Annotated in this window: 18 protein-coding genes; 6 read left to right on the top strand and 12 right to left on the bottom strand. The window is 38.8% G+C overall.

Going from position 1 to position 16,941, the window contains the following annotated elements:
• Nucleotides 1-29: 29 nt before the first annotated feature.
• The 8 genes from HMPREF0013_RS21795 to rutD form a co-directional block, all read right to left on the bottom strand.
• The gene (locus HMPREF0013_RS21795; protein ID WP_002116212.1) at nucleotides 30-902 is read right to left on the bottom strand and encodes an NAD(P)-dependent oxidoreductase; all 873 of its coding nucleotides are present in this window, start codon (nucleotides 900-902) and stop codon (nucleotides 30-32) included.
• A gap of 15 nt (nucleotides 903-917) precedes the next feature.
• Nucleotides 918-2,270: a pyrimidine utilization transport protein G gene (rutG, locus tag HMPREF0013_RS21790; RefSeq protein WP_005804680.1), complete on the bottom strand. Its 1,353-nt coding sequence runs from the start codon at nucleotides 2,268-2,270 to the stop codon at nucleotides 918-920.
• A 31-nt stretch (nucleotides 2,271-2,301) separates the two neighbouring features.
• A complete protein-coding gene (rutF, locus tag HMPREF0013_RS21785) occupies nucleotides 2,302-2,892 on the bottom strand; it encodes an NADH-dependent FMN reductase RutF (RefSeq protein ID WP_078210294.1) in 591 nt (196 codons plus the stop codon).
• 66 nt (nucleotides 2,893-2,958) lie between these two features.
• Nucleotides 2,959-3,342, bottom strand: coding sequence for a pyrimidine utilization protein C (gene rutC, locus HMPREF0013_RS21780; protein ID WP_002116077.1), 384 nt, complete (start codon nucleotides 3,340-3,342; stop codon nucleotides 2,959-2,961).
• A 45-nt stretch (nucleotides 3,343-3,387) separates the two neighbouring features.
• A complete protein-coding gene (gene rutB / locus HMPREF0013_RS21775) occupies nucleotides 3,388-4,140 on the bottom strand; it encodes a pyrimidine utilization protein B (protein WP_002116538.1) in 753 nt (250 codons plus the stop codon).
• Nucleotides 4,137-5,255, bottom strand: coding sequence for a pyrimidine utilization protein A (gene rutA, locus HMPREF0013_RS21770; protein WP_002116551.1), 1,119 nt, complete (start codon nucleotides 5,253-5,255; stop codon nucleotides 4,137-4,139). The genes rutB and rutA overlap by 4 nt, the downstream gene beginning before the upstream one ends.
• 359 nt (nucleotides 5,256-5,614) lie before the next feature.
• Nucleotides 5,615-6,202 carry a malonic semialdehyde reductase gene (locus tag HMPREF0013_RS21765; protein ID WP_002116218.1) on the bottom strand — a complete coding sequence of 196 codons (588 nt, stop codon included), beginning with the start codon at nucleotides 6,200-6,202 and terminating at the stop codon, nucleotides 5,615-5,617.
• The gene (gene rutD / locus HMPREF0013_RS21760; protein ID WP_002116479.1) at nucleotides 6,199-7,005 is read right to left on the bottom strand and encodes a pyrimidine utilization protein D; all 807 of its coding nucleotides are present in this window, start codon (nucleotides 7,003-7,005) and stop codon (nucleotides 6,199-6,201) included. Before rutD ends, HMPREF0013_RS21765 begins: the two co-directional genes overlap by 4 nt.
• 174 nt (nucleotides 7,006-7,179) lie before the next feature.
• Between rutD and HMPREF0013_RS21755 the strand changes: the two genes are divergently transcribed.
• From HMPREF0013_RS21755 to HMPREF0013_RS21745, 3 genes are all read left to right on the top strand, one after another.
• Complete coding sequence (locus tag HMPREF0013_RS21755) at nucleotides 7,180-7,536, top strand: DUF488 domain-containing protein (protein ID WP_002116230.1); 357 nt, start codon at nucleotides 7,180-7,182, stop codon at nucleotides 7,534-7,536.
• A gap of 91 nt (nucleotides 7,537-7,627) precedes the next feature.
• Nucleotides 7,628-7,972, top strand: coding sequence for a zinc ribbon domain-containing protein YjdM (locus tag HMPREF0013_RS21750; protein WP_002116259.1), 345 nt, complete (start codon nucleotides 7,628-7,630; stop codon nucleotides 7,970-7,972).
• A 211-nt stretch (nucleotides 7,973-8,183) separates the two neighbouring features.
• Nucleotides 8,184-8,525, top strand: a complete 342-nt coding sequence (locus tag HMPREF0013_RS21745) for a YegP family protein (protein WP_002116533.1) — start codon at nucleotides 8,184-8,186, stop codon at nucleotides 8,523-8,525.
• Nucleotides 8,526-8,578: 53 nt separating this feature from the next.
• On the opposite strand, the gene HMPREF0013_RS21740 is transcribed toward HMPREF0013_RS21745, so the two are convergent.
• The 4 genes from HMPREF0013_RS21740 to HMPREF0013_RS21725 all read right to left on the bottom strand — a co-directional run bounded on the left by HMPREF0013_RS21740 (nucleotide 8,579) and on the right by HMPREF0013_RS21725 (nucleotide 15,284).
• Nucleotides 8,579-10,294 (bottom strand): proline--tRNA ligase, encoded by a 1,716-nt coding sequence (locus HMPREF0013_RS21740; protein WP_002116382.1) that lies wholly within the window; start codon nucleotides 10,292-10,294, stop codon nucleotides 8,579-8,581.
• Between the two features lie 58 nt (nucleotides 10,295-10,352).
• Nucleotides 10,353-13,451 carry an efflux RND transporter permease subunit gene (locus HMPREF0013_RS21735; protein ID WP_002116481.1) on the bottom strand — a complete coding sequence of 1,033 codons (3,099 nt, stop codon included), beginning with the start codon at nucleotides 13,449-13,451 and terminating at the stop codon, nucleotides 10,353-10,355.
• 15 nt (nucleotides 13,452-13,466) lie between these two features.
• On the bottom strand, nucleotides 13,467-14,576 hold the full coding sequence (locus tag HMPREF0013_RS21730; protein WP_078210303.1) for an efflux RND transporter periplasmic adaptor subunit: 1,110 nt from the start codon (nucleotides 14,574-14,576) through the stop codon (nucleotides 13,467-13,469).
• 69 nt (nucleotides 14,577-14,645) lie between these two features.
• Nucleotides 14,646-15,284, bottom strand: a complete 639-nt coding sequence (locus tag HMPREF0013_RS21725) for a hypothetical protein (RefSeq protein ID WP_005072790.1) — start codon at nucleotides 15,282-15,284, stop codon at nucleotides 14,646-14,648.
• A 284-nt stretch (nucleotides 15,285-15,568) separates the two neighbouring features.
• Between HMPREF0013_RS21725 and pilG the strand changes: the two genes are divergently transcribed.
• The 3 genes from pilG to HMPREF0013_RS21710 are packed head-to-tail and all read left to right on the top strand — an operon-like array spanning nucleotide 15,569 to nucleotide 16,934.
• Entirely contained in the window at nucleotides 15,569-15,952 is a 384-nt protein-coding gene (gene pilG / locus HMPREF0013_RS21720) for a twitching motility response regulator PilG (RefSeq protein WP_000389061.1), read from the top strand.
• 22 nt (nucleotides 15,953-15,974) lie between these two features.
• Entirely contained in the window at nucleotides 15,975-16,337 is a 363-nt protein-coding gene (locus HMPREF0013_RS21715) for a response regulator (protein ID WP_002116220.1), read from the top strand.
• A 60-nt stretch (nucleotides 16,338-16,397) separates the two neighbouring features.
• Nucleotides 16,398-16,934, top strand: coding sequence for a chemotaxis protein CheW (locus tag HMPREF0013_RS21710; protein ID WP_002116439.1), 537 nt, complete (start codon nucleotides 16,398-16,400; stop codon nucleotides 16,932-16,934).
• The last annotated feature ends 7 nt before the right edge of the window (nucleotides 16,935-16,941 follow it).

Below are 16,941 nucleotides of genomic sequence, written 5' to 3'. Positions count from 1 at the left end.
TAAAAAAGAGTAGGTCGTATGACCTACTCTTAACATAGTTCTAGTTGGTTTTGTTGTTCCAATAGCTTAACTATGGCTGAAAAATCGACTTGTTGTGCATCGGGTTTGGAAACCTGATTAAACTGTTGCTGAATAAGACTAAAAGCTGGAAGTTCCAAATTATTTTGAGTAACGAGATTTAGTGCAATTCCAATATCCTTTTGTAATAAATCTAATGCAAAAGTTTTTTCAAATTTGCGGTTTAAAATACGTTGCATCATGATATGTTCTGAAACATTACTTTTGCCACTAGAGTGGTTAATACAGTTCATTGCGGAGTGTAAATTTACGCCTTGAGATTTAAGGATACTTAATCCCTCTGCCAACGCCCAAAGATGTGTTGCCATTAATGTGTTATTGATGGCTTTTACTGCAAAGGCAGCACCACTTTCGCCGACATATTCAACTAAATTAGCAAATGCTTGAATGATTGGTTTTGCTCTTTTAAAAGCAGACTCGTCACCTCCGACCATTACCGTGAGAGTTCCTCGTTCAGCTCCAATCGTTTGTCCTGAAACTGGTGCATCTAAATAATCAACTCCATTTACTTTGAGCTGTTGGCTGAGTTTTCTTGCAGTCTCTGGCACACCGCTAGTGCAATCCACCCAAATACAGCCTTGTTTTAGTTGAGAATCCGCAATTAAATTTTCTACATCTTGGCTAGTCGGTAGGCATGAAAAGATAATATCTGCTTGTAGAGCTTGTGTCAGGTCTACAGCCTGCGTACCAAAGGTTTGTTCATGTTGCTTTGCTTTAGCAAAAGTACGATTCCAAACATAGACTTGGCTGCATACTTGGGTTAAATGGGAAGCCATGTGCCATCCCATTGCACCTAAACCGATAAATGAAACACTTTGAATCAAGGAGTTTCTCCAGAACTAGAGATGTGGGACAGAATTAAGCGGTTCTACTGATTTTTCAATAGATTGGCTTTCGGATTTTTCCGTTCTGTTGAGTAATAGGTTAAGCACAATTGCTGCAAGTGTCGCAGTTCCAATACCCCCTAGGTCAAATGGCCCAATATGTAGACTTAAATTACCAGCACCCATAATCAGGCTGACTGCTGCAATGATTAAAGTACTATTTTTGGTGAAATCAACTTTGTTATCGATCCAAATTTTTGCTCCAGCTACAGTAATTAAGCCAAAGACAACAATGGACGCACCGCCTAATAGAGCAACAGGGATGGTACTAATGATTGCTCCAAATTTAGGAGATAGACCGAGTAGAATTGCAAATAGTCCCGCAATCACAAAAATAGTCGTTGAATAGACTTTAGTTACAGCCATTACTCCAATATTTTCAGCATAAGTCGTCATGCCTGTACCACCAACAGAAGCTGATAAACTTGTACAGATACCGTCTGCAAAAAAAGCACGCCCCATATATGGTGATAAATTACGTTCTGTCATGGCAGAAACCGCTTTAAAATGTCCCAAGTTTTCAGCGACTAAAATAAGCGCAACAGGTGCAATCAATAAAATAGCTTTGACACTAAAAACAGGTGAGTGAAAAGTTGGTAGGCCAAACCATGCAGCTTGACTGATTGCATTAAAATCGATGGGTTTGCCTAACCCTAAGATATTAGTGAGTAGGAAATAAATAAAATAAGCACTGATGAGCCCGATGAGTAATAGAAGGCGGCGAATCATACCTCTTGTAAAAACAGCAACGGCACTAATGCATAAAATGGTAATGACTGCCATCCACGTGTCAAAGCTATTTGTCGAAACGCTTTTGATTGTTACAGGTGCAAGGTTTAAACCAATAATCATGACAATTGCACCAGTGACCACGGGTGGCATGAGTTTTTCAATCCATGCAGTTCCAGTTTTCATGACAATTAAACCGATGCATGCATAAATCAAACCGCAAATGATTGTACCGCCCAGCGCCACAGCTAAATTGGGATTTGATCCAACCCCTGCATAGCTTGTGGCTGCAGCGACTGCACCAATAAAGGCGAAACTTGATCCGAGATAGCTAGGCATACGCCCACCTGTAATTAAAAAGAACAAGATGGTGCCAATACCAGTAATAAAAATGGTGAGGTTCGGATCAAAGCCCATGAGTAACGGAGCTAAAACAGTTGCTCCGAACATAGCAAAAGCATGTTGTAACCCCAAAACAATACTTTTACCGGGAGGGAGATATTCATCAATTTGTACGGGAGTTTCTAAATTACCTGTGTGCGGCTTAAATTTAGGAAACCAAGATTCTTTTGTTCGCATAACAGATCCTCTTTTTCATTTTTTATCTGCATTAGCATGCTGTTTGTAATTCGCAATAACTGCGGTTGAAGTACATAAGTGCATTAAGTCCACTTTGGTGTTTCATTGCTTTGACTGCACAAAACAAGACGTCATGACTACCGATACTCATGCTTTGTACAATTTCACAATCAAATGACACCAAGGCCTCATTCAAAATCGGAGAACCAGTGAGTAGCTTGCTCCATTCCCCATGGGCAAAGCGTTCTGGCATTGGTGTTTTTCCGCCGAATATTGTAGATAGCGTACTTTGATGGGCAGCTAAAGTATTGACACAAAGCACCTCGTTTTGTTTAAAAGTATTAAACACAGATGCTGAGCGATTGAGACAAACCAATAGTGTCGGTGGTGTATCGGTTACGCTACATACAGCGGAGGCTGTAAAGCCAGCCTGTCCCGCAGGTCCATCTGTCGTGATGACATTCACTGCTGCTCCAAGATTTGCCATGCCTTGTCTAAAAGTATGCTGATCTACTTCTAAGTGTGTTGAGCATGTTTGAGCCTGCTGAATAGCAGATGGAGTTAAAACCTGTTTCTCTTCTCTTTTTTGCATGATTGCTCTCCAACCCCAATGCATGATCATTACAATGAATCGAGGCTAAAACATCACATCAGTTATGATGCTGAAGGTTTTTATCAGTGACATCGTTTATCCCACATGGGCAATCGATGCAATTTCAATTAAGGCATCGGGTTTCACCAAGCCGCACTGGATACAAAAGCGAGCAGGTTTGTCACCCGGAAAATATTCTGCATATACCGTATTCACTGCGGTATAGTCCGCCCAATCTTTAATGAAAATGGAATTGAACGTTACGTCATCCATGGTGCCACCCGCAGTTTCAATCACTTTTTTGATTGTTTCTAAAATATGGCGAGTCTGTCCTGCAGCATCACCAATACAAACCACATTATTATTTTCATCAAAAGCTAATGTGCCTGAGACATACACAATATTGTCTGCTTTGGTTGCAGGAACATAGGGTGCAAGTGGTGCCGATGTTCCTTCAGGAATAACAACTTGTTTAGACATAAGATGCTCCAAATCAAAAATTTTAGATAAAATTAAATGTATGAATTAGGCAGATTGCTGTAGCAATGTTGATGCCGAACTAAAGGTTTCAATAAAACTATTGGTGTCAGATACCCAGCCAAAAAAAGTTTTAATGTTATATAGGGCTGTGTCATGAGCCTCTTGAGGTCCGGCTTGATAGCAAGCATCTTTAAGTGCAACACCGAAATATTCCAAAAAGAAACCATCACGTAAGGTCGACTCGACACAGACATTGGTGGCAATACCTACAAAGACCAAATTACGAATGCCACGAGCACGTAAAATGCTGTCGAGCGCTGTGTTAAAGAAACCGCTATAACGTGGCTTTTCAATAATGATGTCTTGTGGAAGAGGTTGTAACTCATCAATTAAAGCAAAGTCCCAACCGCCTTTAGATAAAAGTTGGCCTTGTAATTCGGGGCGTTTACGCATGGTTTTTAAGGCATTGGATTTATGAAAATTTGGTGAGCCTAGACCACCAGCTTCGACGTAGTTTTTATCCCAGCCATTTTGAAAATAGATGACCTGAATCCCTGCACTGTGTGCAGCATCAATCGCCTTTTTAATATTTTCGACTACGGGTTTAGTCTTTGAGACATCAAAACCTGCTAAATCTAAATACCCACCTAAAGAGGTGTAGGCATTTTGCATATCAATCACAATAAGCGCAGTTTGTTCTGCTGCTAATTGAATATGTTCAGGTTCGGCTTTCAACACTTTGCCTGTACCAATCTGTGCCGTGAATTCTGCACATACAATATTAGACATTTCATTCATGCGCTTTTCTCCAAAACAGTTGGTGCGGCTTGCTCTGCCAGTTCGGGAACGACACTTTCACGACATTTCATGAGCGGTTGAATGCGTTGACCAAAATCTTCTACGCCTTGTAAAAAGTCATCAAAGGTCAACAAAATTCCCTCTGTCCCTTTAATCTCGGAAATTTGATCGAGCATTTTTGCGACATTTTTAAAAGAGCCAACAATGGTGCCCATATTGATATTGACGGGAGAAACGCTAGAGGCCATATGGCGAATATTGGTGTCAGTGCCAGACACTTTATCTTTTGCACCTTGGTCTTGTAGCCAACGAATAGCTTCCATGTCCGCACCGTCGTTATAGTGTTGCCACTTCTGCCTTGCAGCTTCATCTGTTTCGGCAGCAATTACCATAAACAACACATAGGTCTGTACATTGCGTCCAGTTTTGTCAGTTTGAGCTTTTAAGCGATCATTTATTTCGGCATAGGCTGTCGGTGTGTTTAAACCTTTTCCGAAAACAAAGTTGTAGTCAGCATATTTTGCGGAAAAAGCTAAACCAGCATCTGATTGTCCTGCACAGATAATTTTCATATCAGCTTGAGGCTGTGGTTTGACCTGACAATCATTCATCTGGAAGAACTCGCCTTTTAGGTCTGATTTTCCGGTTGCCCAAAGTTCACGCAAAACTTCGACATATTCAGATAAGTAATCATAGCGTTTAGCAAAATATTCATCGCCGGGCCACATACCCATTTGGGAATATTCAGGCATTTGCCATCCGGTCACGACGTTCAGTCCAAAGCGACCGTTGGAAATCGAATCTATGGTCGATGCCATACGTGCCACAATTGCAGGAGGCATGACTAGTGTTGCAGCGGTTGCATAAATTTGGATTTTACTGGTGACAGCAGCGAGACCTGCCATGAGGGTAAATGTTTCAAGGTTATAGTCCCAAAACTCAGTTTTTCCGCCAAAACCACGCAACTTAATCATGGAAAGGGCAAAGTCAAAACCGTAGTGTTCAGCACGTTGTACAATTTGTTTGTTTAACTCAAAGGTAGGTTTATATTGCGGTGCATTTTCTGAAAGCAGCCAGCCATTATTTCCAATTGGACAAAAAACGCCGATCTTCATCTTGATTCCCCATCGTGAGTTTAGGAAGCTGAACTGAAAGCTATAAACGATATAATTTTCAGTATTTGTTTGTATTTTTAATAATGCATAGCTCGTGCCAACTTTAATATTTATATATTTATCAATGTTTTGAATTTATTGTTTGGTATAATTTTTATCGAATGGTAAAAAATAATGCAATTATGCACCAAGGAGGAACTAACTTGCTTCATTGTGCATCATTTGATCAATTTTGCTTTTGGAGTGTGTATGACATCCAATTTTATAAAGCAGCAGAACAAAAAAAGGCGACATTGAAGTCGCCGTGTAGGACTAAGGTATTTCTCTTTTGAGATTGAAGAGGGTGTTATGGACTTAACTCATTCCACTCGACAAGCCTCCTCAAAATTTAAACGGGGAAGGCGTGTATAAACTTTCTGAGGGTCGCCATAGCCGATGTTAATGATAAGATTAATATGATGATTTGTCCCTGCAAAAAATAGCTCATCAACTTGTTTCGCATCAAAACCAGACATTGGACCAGTATCTAAACCTAAACTACGGCATGCCATAATTAAATATGCAGCTTGCAATGAACTATTACGAAAGGCAGTTTCATGTGCTTCGGCTTCACTTGATGTAAACCATGATTTTGCATCAGCATACGGAAATAGTTCTGGCAGTTTGTCATAAAATTTTGCATCGGTTGCAACCAAAACAGTGACAGGAGCTGTCATCGTCTTTTCTACATTGCCAGACGACAATGCTGGCTTGAGTTTTTGTTTAGCTTCAGGTGTTGTTAAAAATACAAAACGAGCAGGACTACAGTTGGCAGAAGTTGGCGCCATTTTGACCAGATCATAAATTTGTTGAATTTGCTCGGGGCTGACGGCTTTATCTAACCACGTGCTGTGGGTTCTAGCTTCTAAAAAGAGTTGATCTAACATATTTAATATTTTTGCATTCATGATAAGGCCTTAATGCTATGGAAAAATTGAATGAAAGTTTGATTTAGTTGTTGAGATTCGGTCACTGTGGAAGCATGGGCACCAGAGGGTAAAATGCAGAGTTGACCATGACCAAGTTTGGTAAAAATATCTTGTGATTTATGTGCTGGAACTAAAAAATCATCTTGATTGGCAACGATATGAATTGCAGTGTCTTGCAATGCTTGTAAGTGCTCTGCTTGTAATTGAAAGCGCATCAATGCTTTGAGTCGTGCAAATACATTTGTCTTGGGCGGAAAACCTTGGAGCTGAATATCTTCGGTACTTTTAATGTGGCTATGATTTTGAGAAATCCATGCTGGAGGATACAAAAATAATGCCTGTGCACGTACATAGGCTTCAGCACCCGCAGAGGCTAACAATGCGATACGGGCATCAAAACATTTTTGTGTATGCGCATCTAGTTCATCCCACGCATTAATCAGTGTCAGGCTGAGCATGGTAATTGAGCTAGATTTTAGTTGCTTTGCGAGTTCCATTCCGATGATGCCACCCAAAGCATGCCCGATCATATGAAACTCATGAATTTGAAGATGTTCTAATAAGTGTAGTACTTGATTTGCCATGTCACATATATGGTAGTGTGCAGGTAATAAAGCACTGTCTTGGTGACAGCCTTCTTGGTCATAAGTCACGATGTTGAAATGCGTACTCAACGATTCAAGTTGTGGGTTCCAAAAACTAGCATGACCACCTAAGCCAGATGAGAAAATCAAATAAGGGGCGTCTTTTTGAGATGAACACGGATAAATATAATATTTCATTTTTTACCATTTGATAAAATAATGAAAAATTCAAAAGCAATTTATATGCCTGAATTAATCAGTAATGGCAAATTGAGATAATATTTAGCGCAAAAGATTTAGATTGTAGAGGAAGGCAAATCAATGTGATGATTAAGCCAATGATATTTAGATTGAGCTGAGTAGGTGTCAGAAATGGATATACATATTAAAAGAATTTATGAAAAGGCCGACTCTAGTGACGGTAAGCGAATTTTGGTTGACCGCCTATGGAGCAGGGGAATTAGTAAAGAGAATGCCCACTTGGATTTGTGGCTAAAAGAAGTGGCTCCTTCAACTGAACTTAGAAAGTGGTTCCATGCTGCAACACCAGATCATTGGCAAGAGTTTAAACAGCGCTATTTAAAAGAGCTTGAGACCAATTCCGCAGTTCAAGAGCTACAACAAATCGCATTGAAGAATACGATCACACTTTTATATTCAGCCAAAGATGTTGAAAACAATCACGCAATTATTTTGAAAGAATATTTATTAAGTAAAAACTTAAAATGAATATATAAATTTTTTTTTGGTAAAAGTCTCTTATTTAAAACTTTAAAAAATGAGTCATATCTCGCATAATATACTTTTTGAGATTTTTTTCATGTCTTTGCCAAACTGCCCAAAATGCCAATCAGAATATACTTACCAAGATGGCGACTTATTGATTTGTCCTGAATGTTCACATGAGTGGAAAGAAGGAGAAGCATCAGCAACTGAAGAACAAGAAATTATTAAAGATGCAAATGGAAATGTCTTGGCAGATGGTGATAGCGTCACTGTAATTAAAGACTTAAAAATTAAAGGTTCATCTTCAGTCGTTAAAGTAGGGACAAAGGTAAAAACGATTCGTTTAGTTCCAGATGCAAGTGATGGCCACAATATTGATTGCAAAATTGATGGTATTGGTCAGATGAAGCTAAAATCTGAATTTGTAAAAAAAGCTTAAACTGTTAATTATTATTACATTTCAGCAGAGATATATGTCTATATCTCTGCTTTTTAAATTCCTAACATCATTATAATTTTATTACGAAAAAGTATAAAAAATGGACTGTTCAAGGAATATTTACGCCTTTATATTGTCATTAATAACAAATAACTTTCGTCCAGAATAATAACGAAAGTCATACCCACACCAACAAAAAAATGAGGTTTTTATGGCAGGATGGTACGAAATTTCACAAGCGAGTGATGGTCAATATCGTTTTATTTTGAAGGCAGGAAATGGTGAACCTATTTTAAATAGTGAGCTATATAAGGCAAAAGCTTCTGCTGTAAATGGTATTGAGTCAATTCAGAAAAACAGTGGTGATGACGCCCGATATGAGCGTTTAACTGCAAAGAATGGGAAACCTTATTTCAATTTAAAAGCTGCAAATCATCAAATTATTGGCACGAGTCAATTCTATGCAAGTGAAGCTTCACGAGATAAAGGAATCGAGTCGGTTAAAAACAATGGTTCATCAACCAATATCAAAGACTTAACCGTTCAGGCATAAAATTGAGTTAAAAAAAGCAGCTTCGAAAAGCTGCTTTTTTATTTAGGTATTTATTAACGCGCTAACTTAGCTAAAAGTTCTTCTTTAGTTAAATTGCTCGCTTCAGCATCGCGGCGACCTTTATATTCAAAAGTACCCGCATCAAGACCTTTTTCACCAATCACAATACGGTGTGGAATACCCATTAACTCAAGGTCAGAGAATTTAACGCCTGGGCGTTCATTACGATCATCAAGTAATACGTCAAAACCTTGAGCTTGAAGTTCTGCATACAGAGACTCTGCTGCTTCAAGAGTACGTGGTGATTTGTGCGCATTCATTGGAACAATTGCAATTTCAAATGGTGCAATGGCTTGAGGCCAGATAATACCTTTGTCATCGTAGTTTTGTTCAATTGCAGCTGCAACAACACGTGTTACACCAATACCGTAGCATCCCATGGTTACTGTAAATGGTTTGCCATCTTCACCTAGAACTTTACACCCTAAAGCTTCAGAGTATTTAGTACCAAGCTGGAAAATATGACCTACTTCGATACCACGTTTAATTTGTAGTGTACCTTTGCCATCTGGAGATGGATCGCCTTCAACCACATTACGTAAGTCAAAAATTTCGCTAATTTGCGCATCACGTTCCCAGTTTACGCCAACCGCATGTTTGTCCGCTTCATTTGCACCAGCAACGAAGTCAGAAAGAACCGATGCAGCACGGTCAACAATTACGGTTAAGCCTTTTTCGACTAAACCTTGTGGACCAGTAAAGCCAGCAGTTAAACCAAATGCTTGAAGTTGTTCTTCAGTTGCAAAAGTAAGAGGCGAAGCAACTAAAGGATGCTTCTCAGCTTTAATCTCATTAAGTTCGTGGTCACCACGTACAAATAGAGCAACGACAGGAACATTACCTTTTTCATCAGCAATGCCTTGTACCAATAATGCTTTAACAGATTGCTTTGGATCAGCATTTAAGAATTGGCAGACATCATCAATCGTTTTTTGGTTTGGCGTTTCAACCAATTTAAATTCTTGTGTCGGTGCTGCACGTTCATCCACTAAAACAGCCTCAGCCATTTCAACGTTTGCTGCATAATCAGATTCAGTTGAAAATGCGATGTCATCTTCACCACTAGCAGCCAATACGTGGAATTCGTGGGAAGCTGAACCACCAATAGAACCTGTATCAGCTTGTACTGGACGGAAATCCAAACCTAAGCGAGTGAAAATACGGCTATAAGTGTCGTACATCACATCATAAGTTTCTTGTAATGATTCTTGAGTTGCATGGAAAGAATAAGCATCTTTCATGATGAACTCACGTGAACGCATTACACCAAAACGTGGACGGATTTCATCACGGAATTTAGTTTGAATTTGATAGAAATTTACAGGAAGCTGCTTATAACTTTTTAATTCGTTACGCGCCATATCAGTAATAACTTCTTCATGCGTTGGCCCAAGTACAAATGGGTTCGTATGACGATCTTTAAAACGTAATAATTCAGGGCCATATTGTTCATATCGACCTGATTCTTCCCAAAGACTTGCGGGTTGAGTCACGGGCATGAATACTTCCATTGCGCCTGAACGGTTCATTTCTTCACGAACAATCGCATCTACTTTTTTAAGCACACGTGTTCCCATCGGCAGCCATGTATATAAACCAGATGCCAATTTACGAATCATCCCCGCACGTAACATGAGCTGGTGTGAAATCACTTCAGCATCATTTGGGGTTTCTCTCAACGTTGCAAATAAAAAGCGGCTTGCGCGCATGGAAAAAGTCCTAAAAGTTAAGCGTTATAAAAACGCAGATTATACGATAATCGCTGCATTATGACATGAATCGTCGTGTTTGACGCAGCATAAAGTTTTTCAAGTCATCCAGATAAGTGAAAATGACGGGTACAACCACAAGTGTCAACAGAGTAGAGGTTATCACACCACCAATAACCGCATGAGCCATTGGTGCGCTTTGCTCACCGCCTTCGCCGAGACCTAAAGCTAAGGGAACCATCCCCATCACCATAGCACTTGTGGTCATCAAAATTGGACGTAAACGGGTCTTACCAGCTTGTAAAATAGCGTCATAACGGCTCACACCCTGATCCATCGCTTTCTTAATAAAATCGATCAGCAAAATCGCATTTTTAGTGACAAGCCCCATCAGCATGATAATACCAATAATCGAAAACAGATTTAGGGTGCTTTGGAACAGGAATAAGGCAAGAAAAACACCAATCAATGACAAAGGTAAAGATGCCATAATTGCTGCGGGATGAATAAAGCTATTGAACTGAGAACCTAACACGATATAAATAAATACAATCGATAGGGTAATAGCAGTTAAAGCGTATCCCGCAGATTCAGCCATATCGGCGTTTGCTCCTTGAGTATCGAATGTATAGCCTGCAGGTAACTTAAATGCCTTTTGCATTTTATCGATGTCTTGACCAATATCTCCGCTCGGGCGACCAGAGGTATTCGCCTCAATAAGAACCTCACGTTCAAGGTCACGTCTGTTAATTTGTGAAGCACCGAGCTTTTCTTCGGTTGTTGCGACTGCACTCAATGGAACTAATATATTTTGTCCAGCTGCATTGGTTTTATTAGAGTTGATATATAAATTTTGAACATCTTGCGGAAGCATACGTTTATTTTCATTTAAACGTAAATTCACATCATAAGTTTCACCATCACGGTCTTCCCAAGTGGTGACATTATCTCCCGCAATTAATGGTCGAATGGCATTCGCAATTTGGGAAACAGATAAGCCCAAATCACTTGCCAGCACGCGATTAATATGAACACCCAAAGTAGGTTTGGGTTCTTTCAATGAACTTTCTAAATCAACTACGCCTTTAATTTTTTCCATTTCAGCGATAAAGCGATCTGAAATTTTTTGTAGTTCATTTAGGTCAGATCCTTTAATAGAAATCATGATTGGCTTTTGTCCGCCAGAGACAGAGTCTTGTGCTGCGGCAACAGAAGTTACTCGAATACCCGCTACAGTTTGCAAACGATCACGGAACTCATTATTGAGTGTATTTAGATCTGAGCTACGTTCTTGTTTTGGCTTTAAGGTCACTCCTAAACCAGCATGGTTTTTACCAGAGTCTACTTCACTGTTAACCACGCCATAAGTGGAAACCACATCAGGGAATTGTCTAATAATTTGATCGACCTGATGTAATTTGGCTTGAGTATATTCTAAAGAAGAGTCTACAGGAGTCTCGAACTGGATACGGACTTCACCTTTATCTGGTGTAGGTACAAATTCGGTTCCAATCAGTTTCGATAGCCCTAATGCAGCAAATAATGAAGCGATTGCAACGATGACGGTAATAAAACGAAAGCGTAGAGCAAGCTTTAATAGCTTTTCATAAACATGAGTAAGCCGATCTAGCAAATTAGAAATATGGTTAAAAAAACGTTGTAGCCAATTATCTTTTTTCTTTACAGGATCTTTCCAATGAGCTGAAAGCATTGGATCGAGTGTAAAGCTAATAAACATTGAAATTAAAACAGCCGTACTGACCGTTACACCAAATTGATAAAAGAAGCGTCCAATCAGTCCCCCCATGAAGGCTACCGGTAGAAAGACTGCCACAATAGTAAGCGTGGTTGCGAGTACAGCTAAACCAATTTCTTTTGTCCCTTCAAGAGCAGCGGTCACATGGTCTTTGCCCAGTTCAGTATGTCGGACGATATTTTCCCGAACTACAATTGCATCATCAATGAGTAAACCAATACTGAGTGACAAAGCTAACAGCGTCATCATGTTAATGCTAAACCCGAAAGCCCAAATAAAAGTTAAGGTTCCGAGCAAAGTAATCGGTAAGGTTAAACCGGTAATAACTGTAGAGCGGAAAGAGCCTAAAAAGAGTAAAACAATAAGAACTGCTAAAGCAGCACCTTCAATAATGGTTCGAACCACATCTTTGATTGAAGCGCGAATACCTTTAGAGCTATCAGCTACGACTTTGTAATCTAAACCCGCAGGCATTTGATCTTTTAATTTCTCTAACGTTTGATAAGTCTGATCGACGACTTTAATTACATTGGCATCGGAGCTTTTTAAGATATCGACTGAGACCGCAGTTCTTCCATTATAAAAGGCACTCGATTGTAGTTCGGCTTGTGTGTCCTCAACAGTTGCTACTTGCTTTAAAAAAATGGGTGAACCATTTTTATTGGCAATCACCAAATCACCAAATGCAAGGGGATGAATAACTTTCGATTGAATCTGTACAACCAGTTCAGAGTTTTTTTGTTGTAAGGTCCCTGCAGGCACTTCAATATTTTCATTTTTTAAGGTGTTAATGACCTGATCAATACCAATACCGTAACTTTGCAATTGTGCAGGAATAACCTTTATTCGTATTTGCCGTTTAGCGTCGCCCAATAAATTCACATTACCGACACCCGAAACCGTTTTAAGCTGAGGCACAATTTTTTTATCTACATACGAACTTAATTGCGCCAAACTCATGCTGTTTGATTCAAATACGACTGACATGATTGGGCTAGAAGAGGGGTCATAGCGTTGCACAATCGGTGTATCAATTTCATCACGGAACTGCGCTGTGACGGGTGCAATTTTGTCACGAACATCCTGAGCAGCAATCGCCGAAGAAGTATCAAGATTAAACTCGGCAATCACCATTGAAAGGCCTTCACTTGAGCGTGAGGTAATCTGTTTAATTCCTGAAATTGTATTGATTTGATCTTCAAGTTTTTTTGTTATATCTGACTCAACAGCCTCTGGGGACGCACCCGCATATTGTGTAGTGACTACTACGAATGGGAAATCTATATTTGGAAACTCTTCGACAGTCATACGTTTCCAAGATGCCAACCCGAGTACCATTAAGCTGAGCATCATCATAATGGTAAAAACGGGGTATTTCACACTGATTCGAGTAAACCACATACGCTATTTGCTACCTTATTTATTTTTGTCGGTTGTAACCGTCACTTTTTTATTAATGTCGGAATCTTCAAATTGAATACGGCTGACCAGATCTGTGCTTTGTAAACCTTCGACTAAAGCAATATTGTTGTTATAACGCTGTTCAACCACCCGAAGTTTAACTTTTTGAATGGTGTGATTGCGTATCACCCATACAAACGGGTCATGTTGTATATTTTGAATGCTGTCTAAAGGAATAGTTTGGCCTTGATGAGTGTCATTGCGCAAAATGTTTCCATTAATGAAAGCTCCAATACTTAACGAGTCAATTTTTTCTTTAGGAGCAGCAAAGAACTCAATTTGTCGACTATCTTGATCTGCAACAGGTGAAATGCGAGTTAGCGTTGCATTTAATTGTTTTGAATTGCCCTGAATTTGATATTGAATGTTGCTACCTATCTTAAGCGCAGATTGCTGTTCAATTGGCAACTTGGCCTGTATTTCAAGTTGATCAGGATTTACGATTTCAAATAGTGTTTGTCCAACTGAAACAGTTTGACCAGGTTCAACTTGGCGTTTAGTAATCACACCTGAAATTGGACTAGTAATAATTCCGTCTTGATCCGCTTTTTTAGCAATATCAACATTGGCTTGTTGTGCTTTTACACTTTCAAGCTGGCCTTTATAGTCAACCTGACTTTGTTCAAACTCGACACGAGCAATAAAACCCTGATTAAATAATCTTTGTTTTCGGTTCATCAAATTACGAGCAAGTTCAGCTTGTGACTGAGCTGATGCAAGGTTGGCGCGTGCTTGCGCTAATCGTGCAACATTGTCCTGATTATTCAATCTCACCAGAACTTGACCTTTTTGTACCTGTTGGCCGACATTTGCAGTGACATTCGTCGCTGTTGCGCTTACTTGCGCCTGAATGGAACTTTGCTGAACCGCACGAATAGTTCCTGTAAATGCAGTTTGAGAATCAAGAGCTCCTTCTTTAACTGCAATAAGATCTTGAGGAATAAGCTCAATTTTTACAGGAGCTGAGGCTGAGGTTTGAGTTGTTTCTTGCTGATTACATGCAGCTAAAATTAAACATAAACTAATAATACTCAGTTTAAAAAAAGTAGAAGGGGTGAGATGCATCGTGTGCATACAGCATCATCCTATAATTCAAATTTTATTTTGCCCCCTATTCTTGATAAACCTTTGCAGTTATTCAAGCTTTTTTAAACGATCGATAATATTTTCATACTCATTGTTGGTTCGGTTATAGGTCTTGGAAAGTGTTTCAAGTGTTTGTTTAACCCGATTAATATTATTTAGATTGTTTTCAATCAAAGCCTTATGACGCTCAGGAATCGGTTCTCCTTTTCTGAAATACTCCATTTCCTGACGCTTAAATAAAATTTTGTCTTGTTGTAATTGATTAAGTTGTTCCTGCTGATAATTAATTTGCTTTTTTATAGACACTAATGCCTGATCTCTTTTAATCGAAGCTGTCTTACTATTGCTATAAGCTTTTTTTAATTTGATATCTTGTTCTTTATGTCGCGCCAATAATGCCCGTTGACTCGATTGATTTAAATCAGCTTCAGCATTATAAGAGTGGTTTCTTTTTATTACTTGCATATTACGATCTAGAGCTTCATAACCATAACGAATATGAGCAGGTGTGACCGATGTACTAATATTGGCAATACCATGTTGGTCATAATAACGATACCAAACCGCTTTAGGTGTGCCGGCAATAGCAACACTAGAGGGTAAGAAAAAGAGTGATCCGAAGGAAATAATGCCTATAGATACAGACAAACAGTTCCTGTAAAAGGCATATTTCATCCTGTCATTCATTGAAAATCCCCAAAAAAGATAGCTAAGTCGCTTATTTTTAAATATTTAATCTTCATTATATTAATTATTATTTAGCTGAATAAAAATATAGTCATTATAAAAAAAATGATAATTTTAATTAAAGTGTGATGAGGTTAAAAGTTATTGTTTATAAATGAGAAAGTAGACAAAAATGCCTCATTGAAAATAGAACGTGAGATATGTTAAAAATGCGTATAAATGTGTAAAAACAAATTTAAGTTAAATTGCATTTATATTTTATTTTTATGGGGATGGAAGATTAAATGGAAGATGCATTCCAAAATCTGAAAGTAATGGTGATTGATGACTCAAAAACCATTCGCCGTACAGCGGAAACCTTATTACAGCGTGAAGGCTGTGAAGTGATTACTGCTGTGGATGGATTTGAAGCTTTGTCCAAAATTGCAGAAGCAAATCCGGATATTGTTTTTGTCGATATCATGATGCCTCGTTTAGATGGTTATCAAACTTGTGCTTTGATAAAAAACTCTCAAAATTATCAGAATATTCCCGTTATCATGCTCTCTAGTAAAGATGGTTTATTTGATCAGGCAAAAGGGCGTGTGGTAGGTTCAGATGAATACTTGACGAAACCTTTTAGCAAAGATGAATTGTTAAACGCGATTCGTAATCATGTAAGTTCATAAACAATAATTTGAGGGCAAAAAAATGGCACGTATTCTCATTGTAGATGATTCACCAACAGAAACTTTCCGTTTTAAAGAGATCCTAACCAAACATGGTTATGACGTGCTTGAAGCATCAAATGGTGCAGATGGTGTAACTCTTGCAAAAGCAGAGCAACCAGATCTTGTATTGATGGATGTTGTAATGCCGGGTGTAAATGGTTTTCAGGCAACACGTCAGATTACTCGTGATGAAGACACTAAGCATATCCCTGTTGTTATTGTGAGTACTAAAGATCAGGCAACTGACCGTGTATGGGGCAAGCGTCAAGGTGCAATCGATTATTTGATTAAGCCAATCGAAGAGAATCAATTGATTGATGTAATTAAACAATTTCTAAATTAACTCATCCATCCATAAAAACATAAATAACGGGCATTTTGTACCCGTTTTATAGGATCGAGTATGGCAGCGAATGGATTTATCGAGTTACTTCGTTTGTCTAAACGGGGTAATAAGAATTACGCTTCAGTTCAAAATGAAGCACAGCGATGGTCAGGAATTGCTTTTGAAATGAGAGGGCAATACTTCGTCGCACCACTTGGGGAAGTGTCAGAAGTAATCTATCCGCCAAAATATACACCTGTTCCAAATACCCAAAGTTGGGTAAAGGGATTGGCAAATATTCGAGGAAGATTACTTTCAGTGTCTGATTTGGCGCATTTTATTTTAGGGCAACGAAGTTCATTTTCGTCAACTCAAAAAGTATTGTGTATTAGCCATCGCGACCAGTATGTGGGGTTGGTCGTGGATCAGGTTTTGGGGATTCAGCACTTTAATAAAAAAAGCTTTTTTTCTCAAAGCTTAGACTTAGAGGAAAATCTAAAAGAATATTGCCAAGGTTATTTTCATCAACATAACCAGCATTGGCATGTCTTTTTATTTAGTCGTTTATTGCAAAACCCACATTACATGAATGCATCGACAAAATTTATAAACTAATTTTTAC

The sequence above is a fragment of the Acinetobacter sp. SH024 genome, assembly GCF_000163635.1.
GTDB lineage: Bacteria > Pseudomonadota > Gammaproteobacteria > Pseudomonadales > Moraxellaceae > Acinetobacter > Acinetobacter pittii.
This window is presented reverse-complemented; position numbering and strand designations above follow the sequence as displayed.

Excerpts from the sequence above, each read along its gene's own strand:
- rutG (WP_005804680.1), bottom strand. The coding sequence starts at position 2,270 with ATGCGAACAAAAGAATCTTGGTTTCCTAAATTTAAGCCGCACACAGGT.
- rutF (WP_078210294.1), bottom strand. The coding sequence starts at position 2,892 with ATGATCATGCATTGGGGTTGGAGAGCAATCATGCAAAAAAGAGAAGAG.
- rutC (WP_002116077.1), bottom strand. The coding sequence starts at position 3,342 with ATGTCTAAACAAGTTGTTATTCCTGAAGGAACATCGGCACCACTTGCA.
- rutB (WP_002116538.1), bottom strand. The coding sequence starts at position 4,140 with ATGAATGAAATGTCTAATATTGTATGTGCAGAATTCACGGCACAGATT.
- rutA (WP_002116551.1), bottom strand. The coding sequence starts at position 5,255 with ATGAAGATCGGCGTTTTTTGTCCAATTGGAAATAATGGCTGGCTGCTT.
- HMPREF0013_RS21765 (WP_002116218.1), bottom strand. The coding sequence starts at position 6,202 with ATGAATGCAAAAATATTAAATATGTTAGATCAACTCTTTTTAGAAGCT.
- rutD (WP_002116479.1), bottom strand. The coding sequence starts at position 7,005 with ATGAAATATTATATTTATCCGTGTTCATCTCAAAAAGACGCCCCTTAT.
- HMPREF0013_RS21755 (WP_002116230.1), top strand. The coding sequence starts at position 7,180 with ATGGATATACATATTAAAAGAATTTATGAAAAGGCCGACTCTAGTGAC.
- HMPREF0013_RS21750 (WP_002116259.1), top strand. The coding sequence starts at position 7,628 with ATGTCTTTGCCAAACTGCCCAAAATGCCAATCAGAATATACTTACCAA.
- HMPREF0013_RS21745 (WP_002116533.1), top strand. The coding sequence starts at position 8,184 with ATGGCAGGATGGTACGAAATTTCACAAGCGAGTGATGGTCAATATCGT.
- HMPREF0013_RS21740 (WP_002116382.1), bottom strand. The coding sequence starts at position 10,294 with ATGCGCGCAAGCCGCTTTTTATTTGCAACGTTGAGAGAAACCCCAAAT.
- HMPREF0013_RS21735 (WP_002116481.1), bottom strand. The coding sequence starts at position 13,451 with ATGTGGTTTACTCGAATCAGTGTGAAATACCCCGTTTTTACCATTATG.
- HMPREF0013_RS21730 (WP_078210303.1), bottom strand. The coding sequence starts at position 14,576 with ATGCATCTCACCCCTTCTACTTTTTTTAAACTGAGTATTATTAGTTTA.
- HMPREF0013_RS21725 (WP_005072790.1), bottom strand. The coding sequence starts at position 15,284 with ATGAATGACAGGATGAAATATGCCTTTTACAGGAACTGTTTGTCTGTA.
- pilG (WP_000389061.1), top strand. The coding sequence starts at position 15,569 with ATGGAAGATGCATTCCAAAATCTGAAAGTAATGGTGATTGATGACTCA.
- HMPREF0013_RS21715 (WP_002116220.1), top strand. The coding sequence starts at position 15,975 with ATGGCACGTATTCTCATTGTAGATGATTCACCAACAGAAACTTTCCGT.
- HMPREF0013_RS21710 (WP_002116439.1), top strand. The coding sequence starts at position 16,398 with ATGGCAGCGAATGGATTTATCGAGTTACTTCGTTTGTCTAAACGGGGT.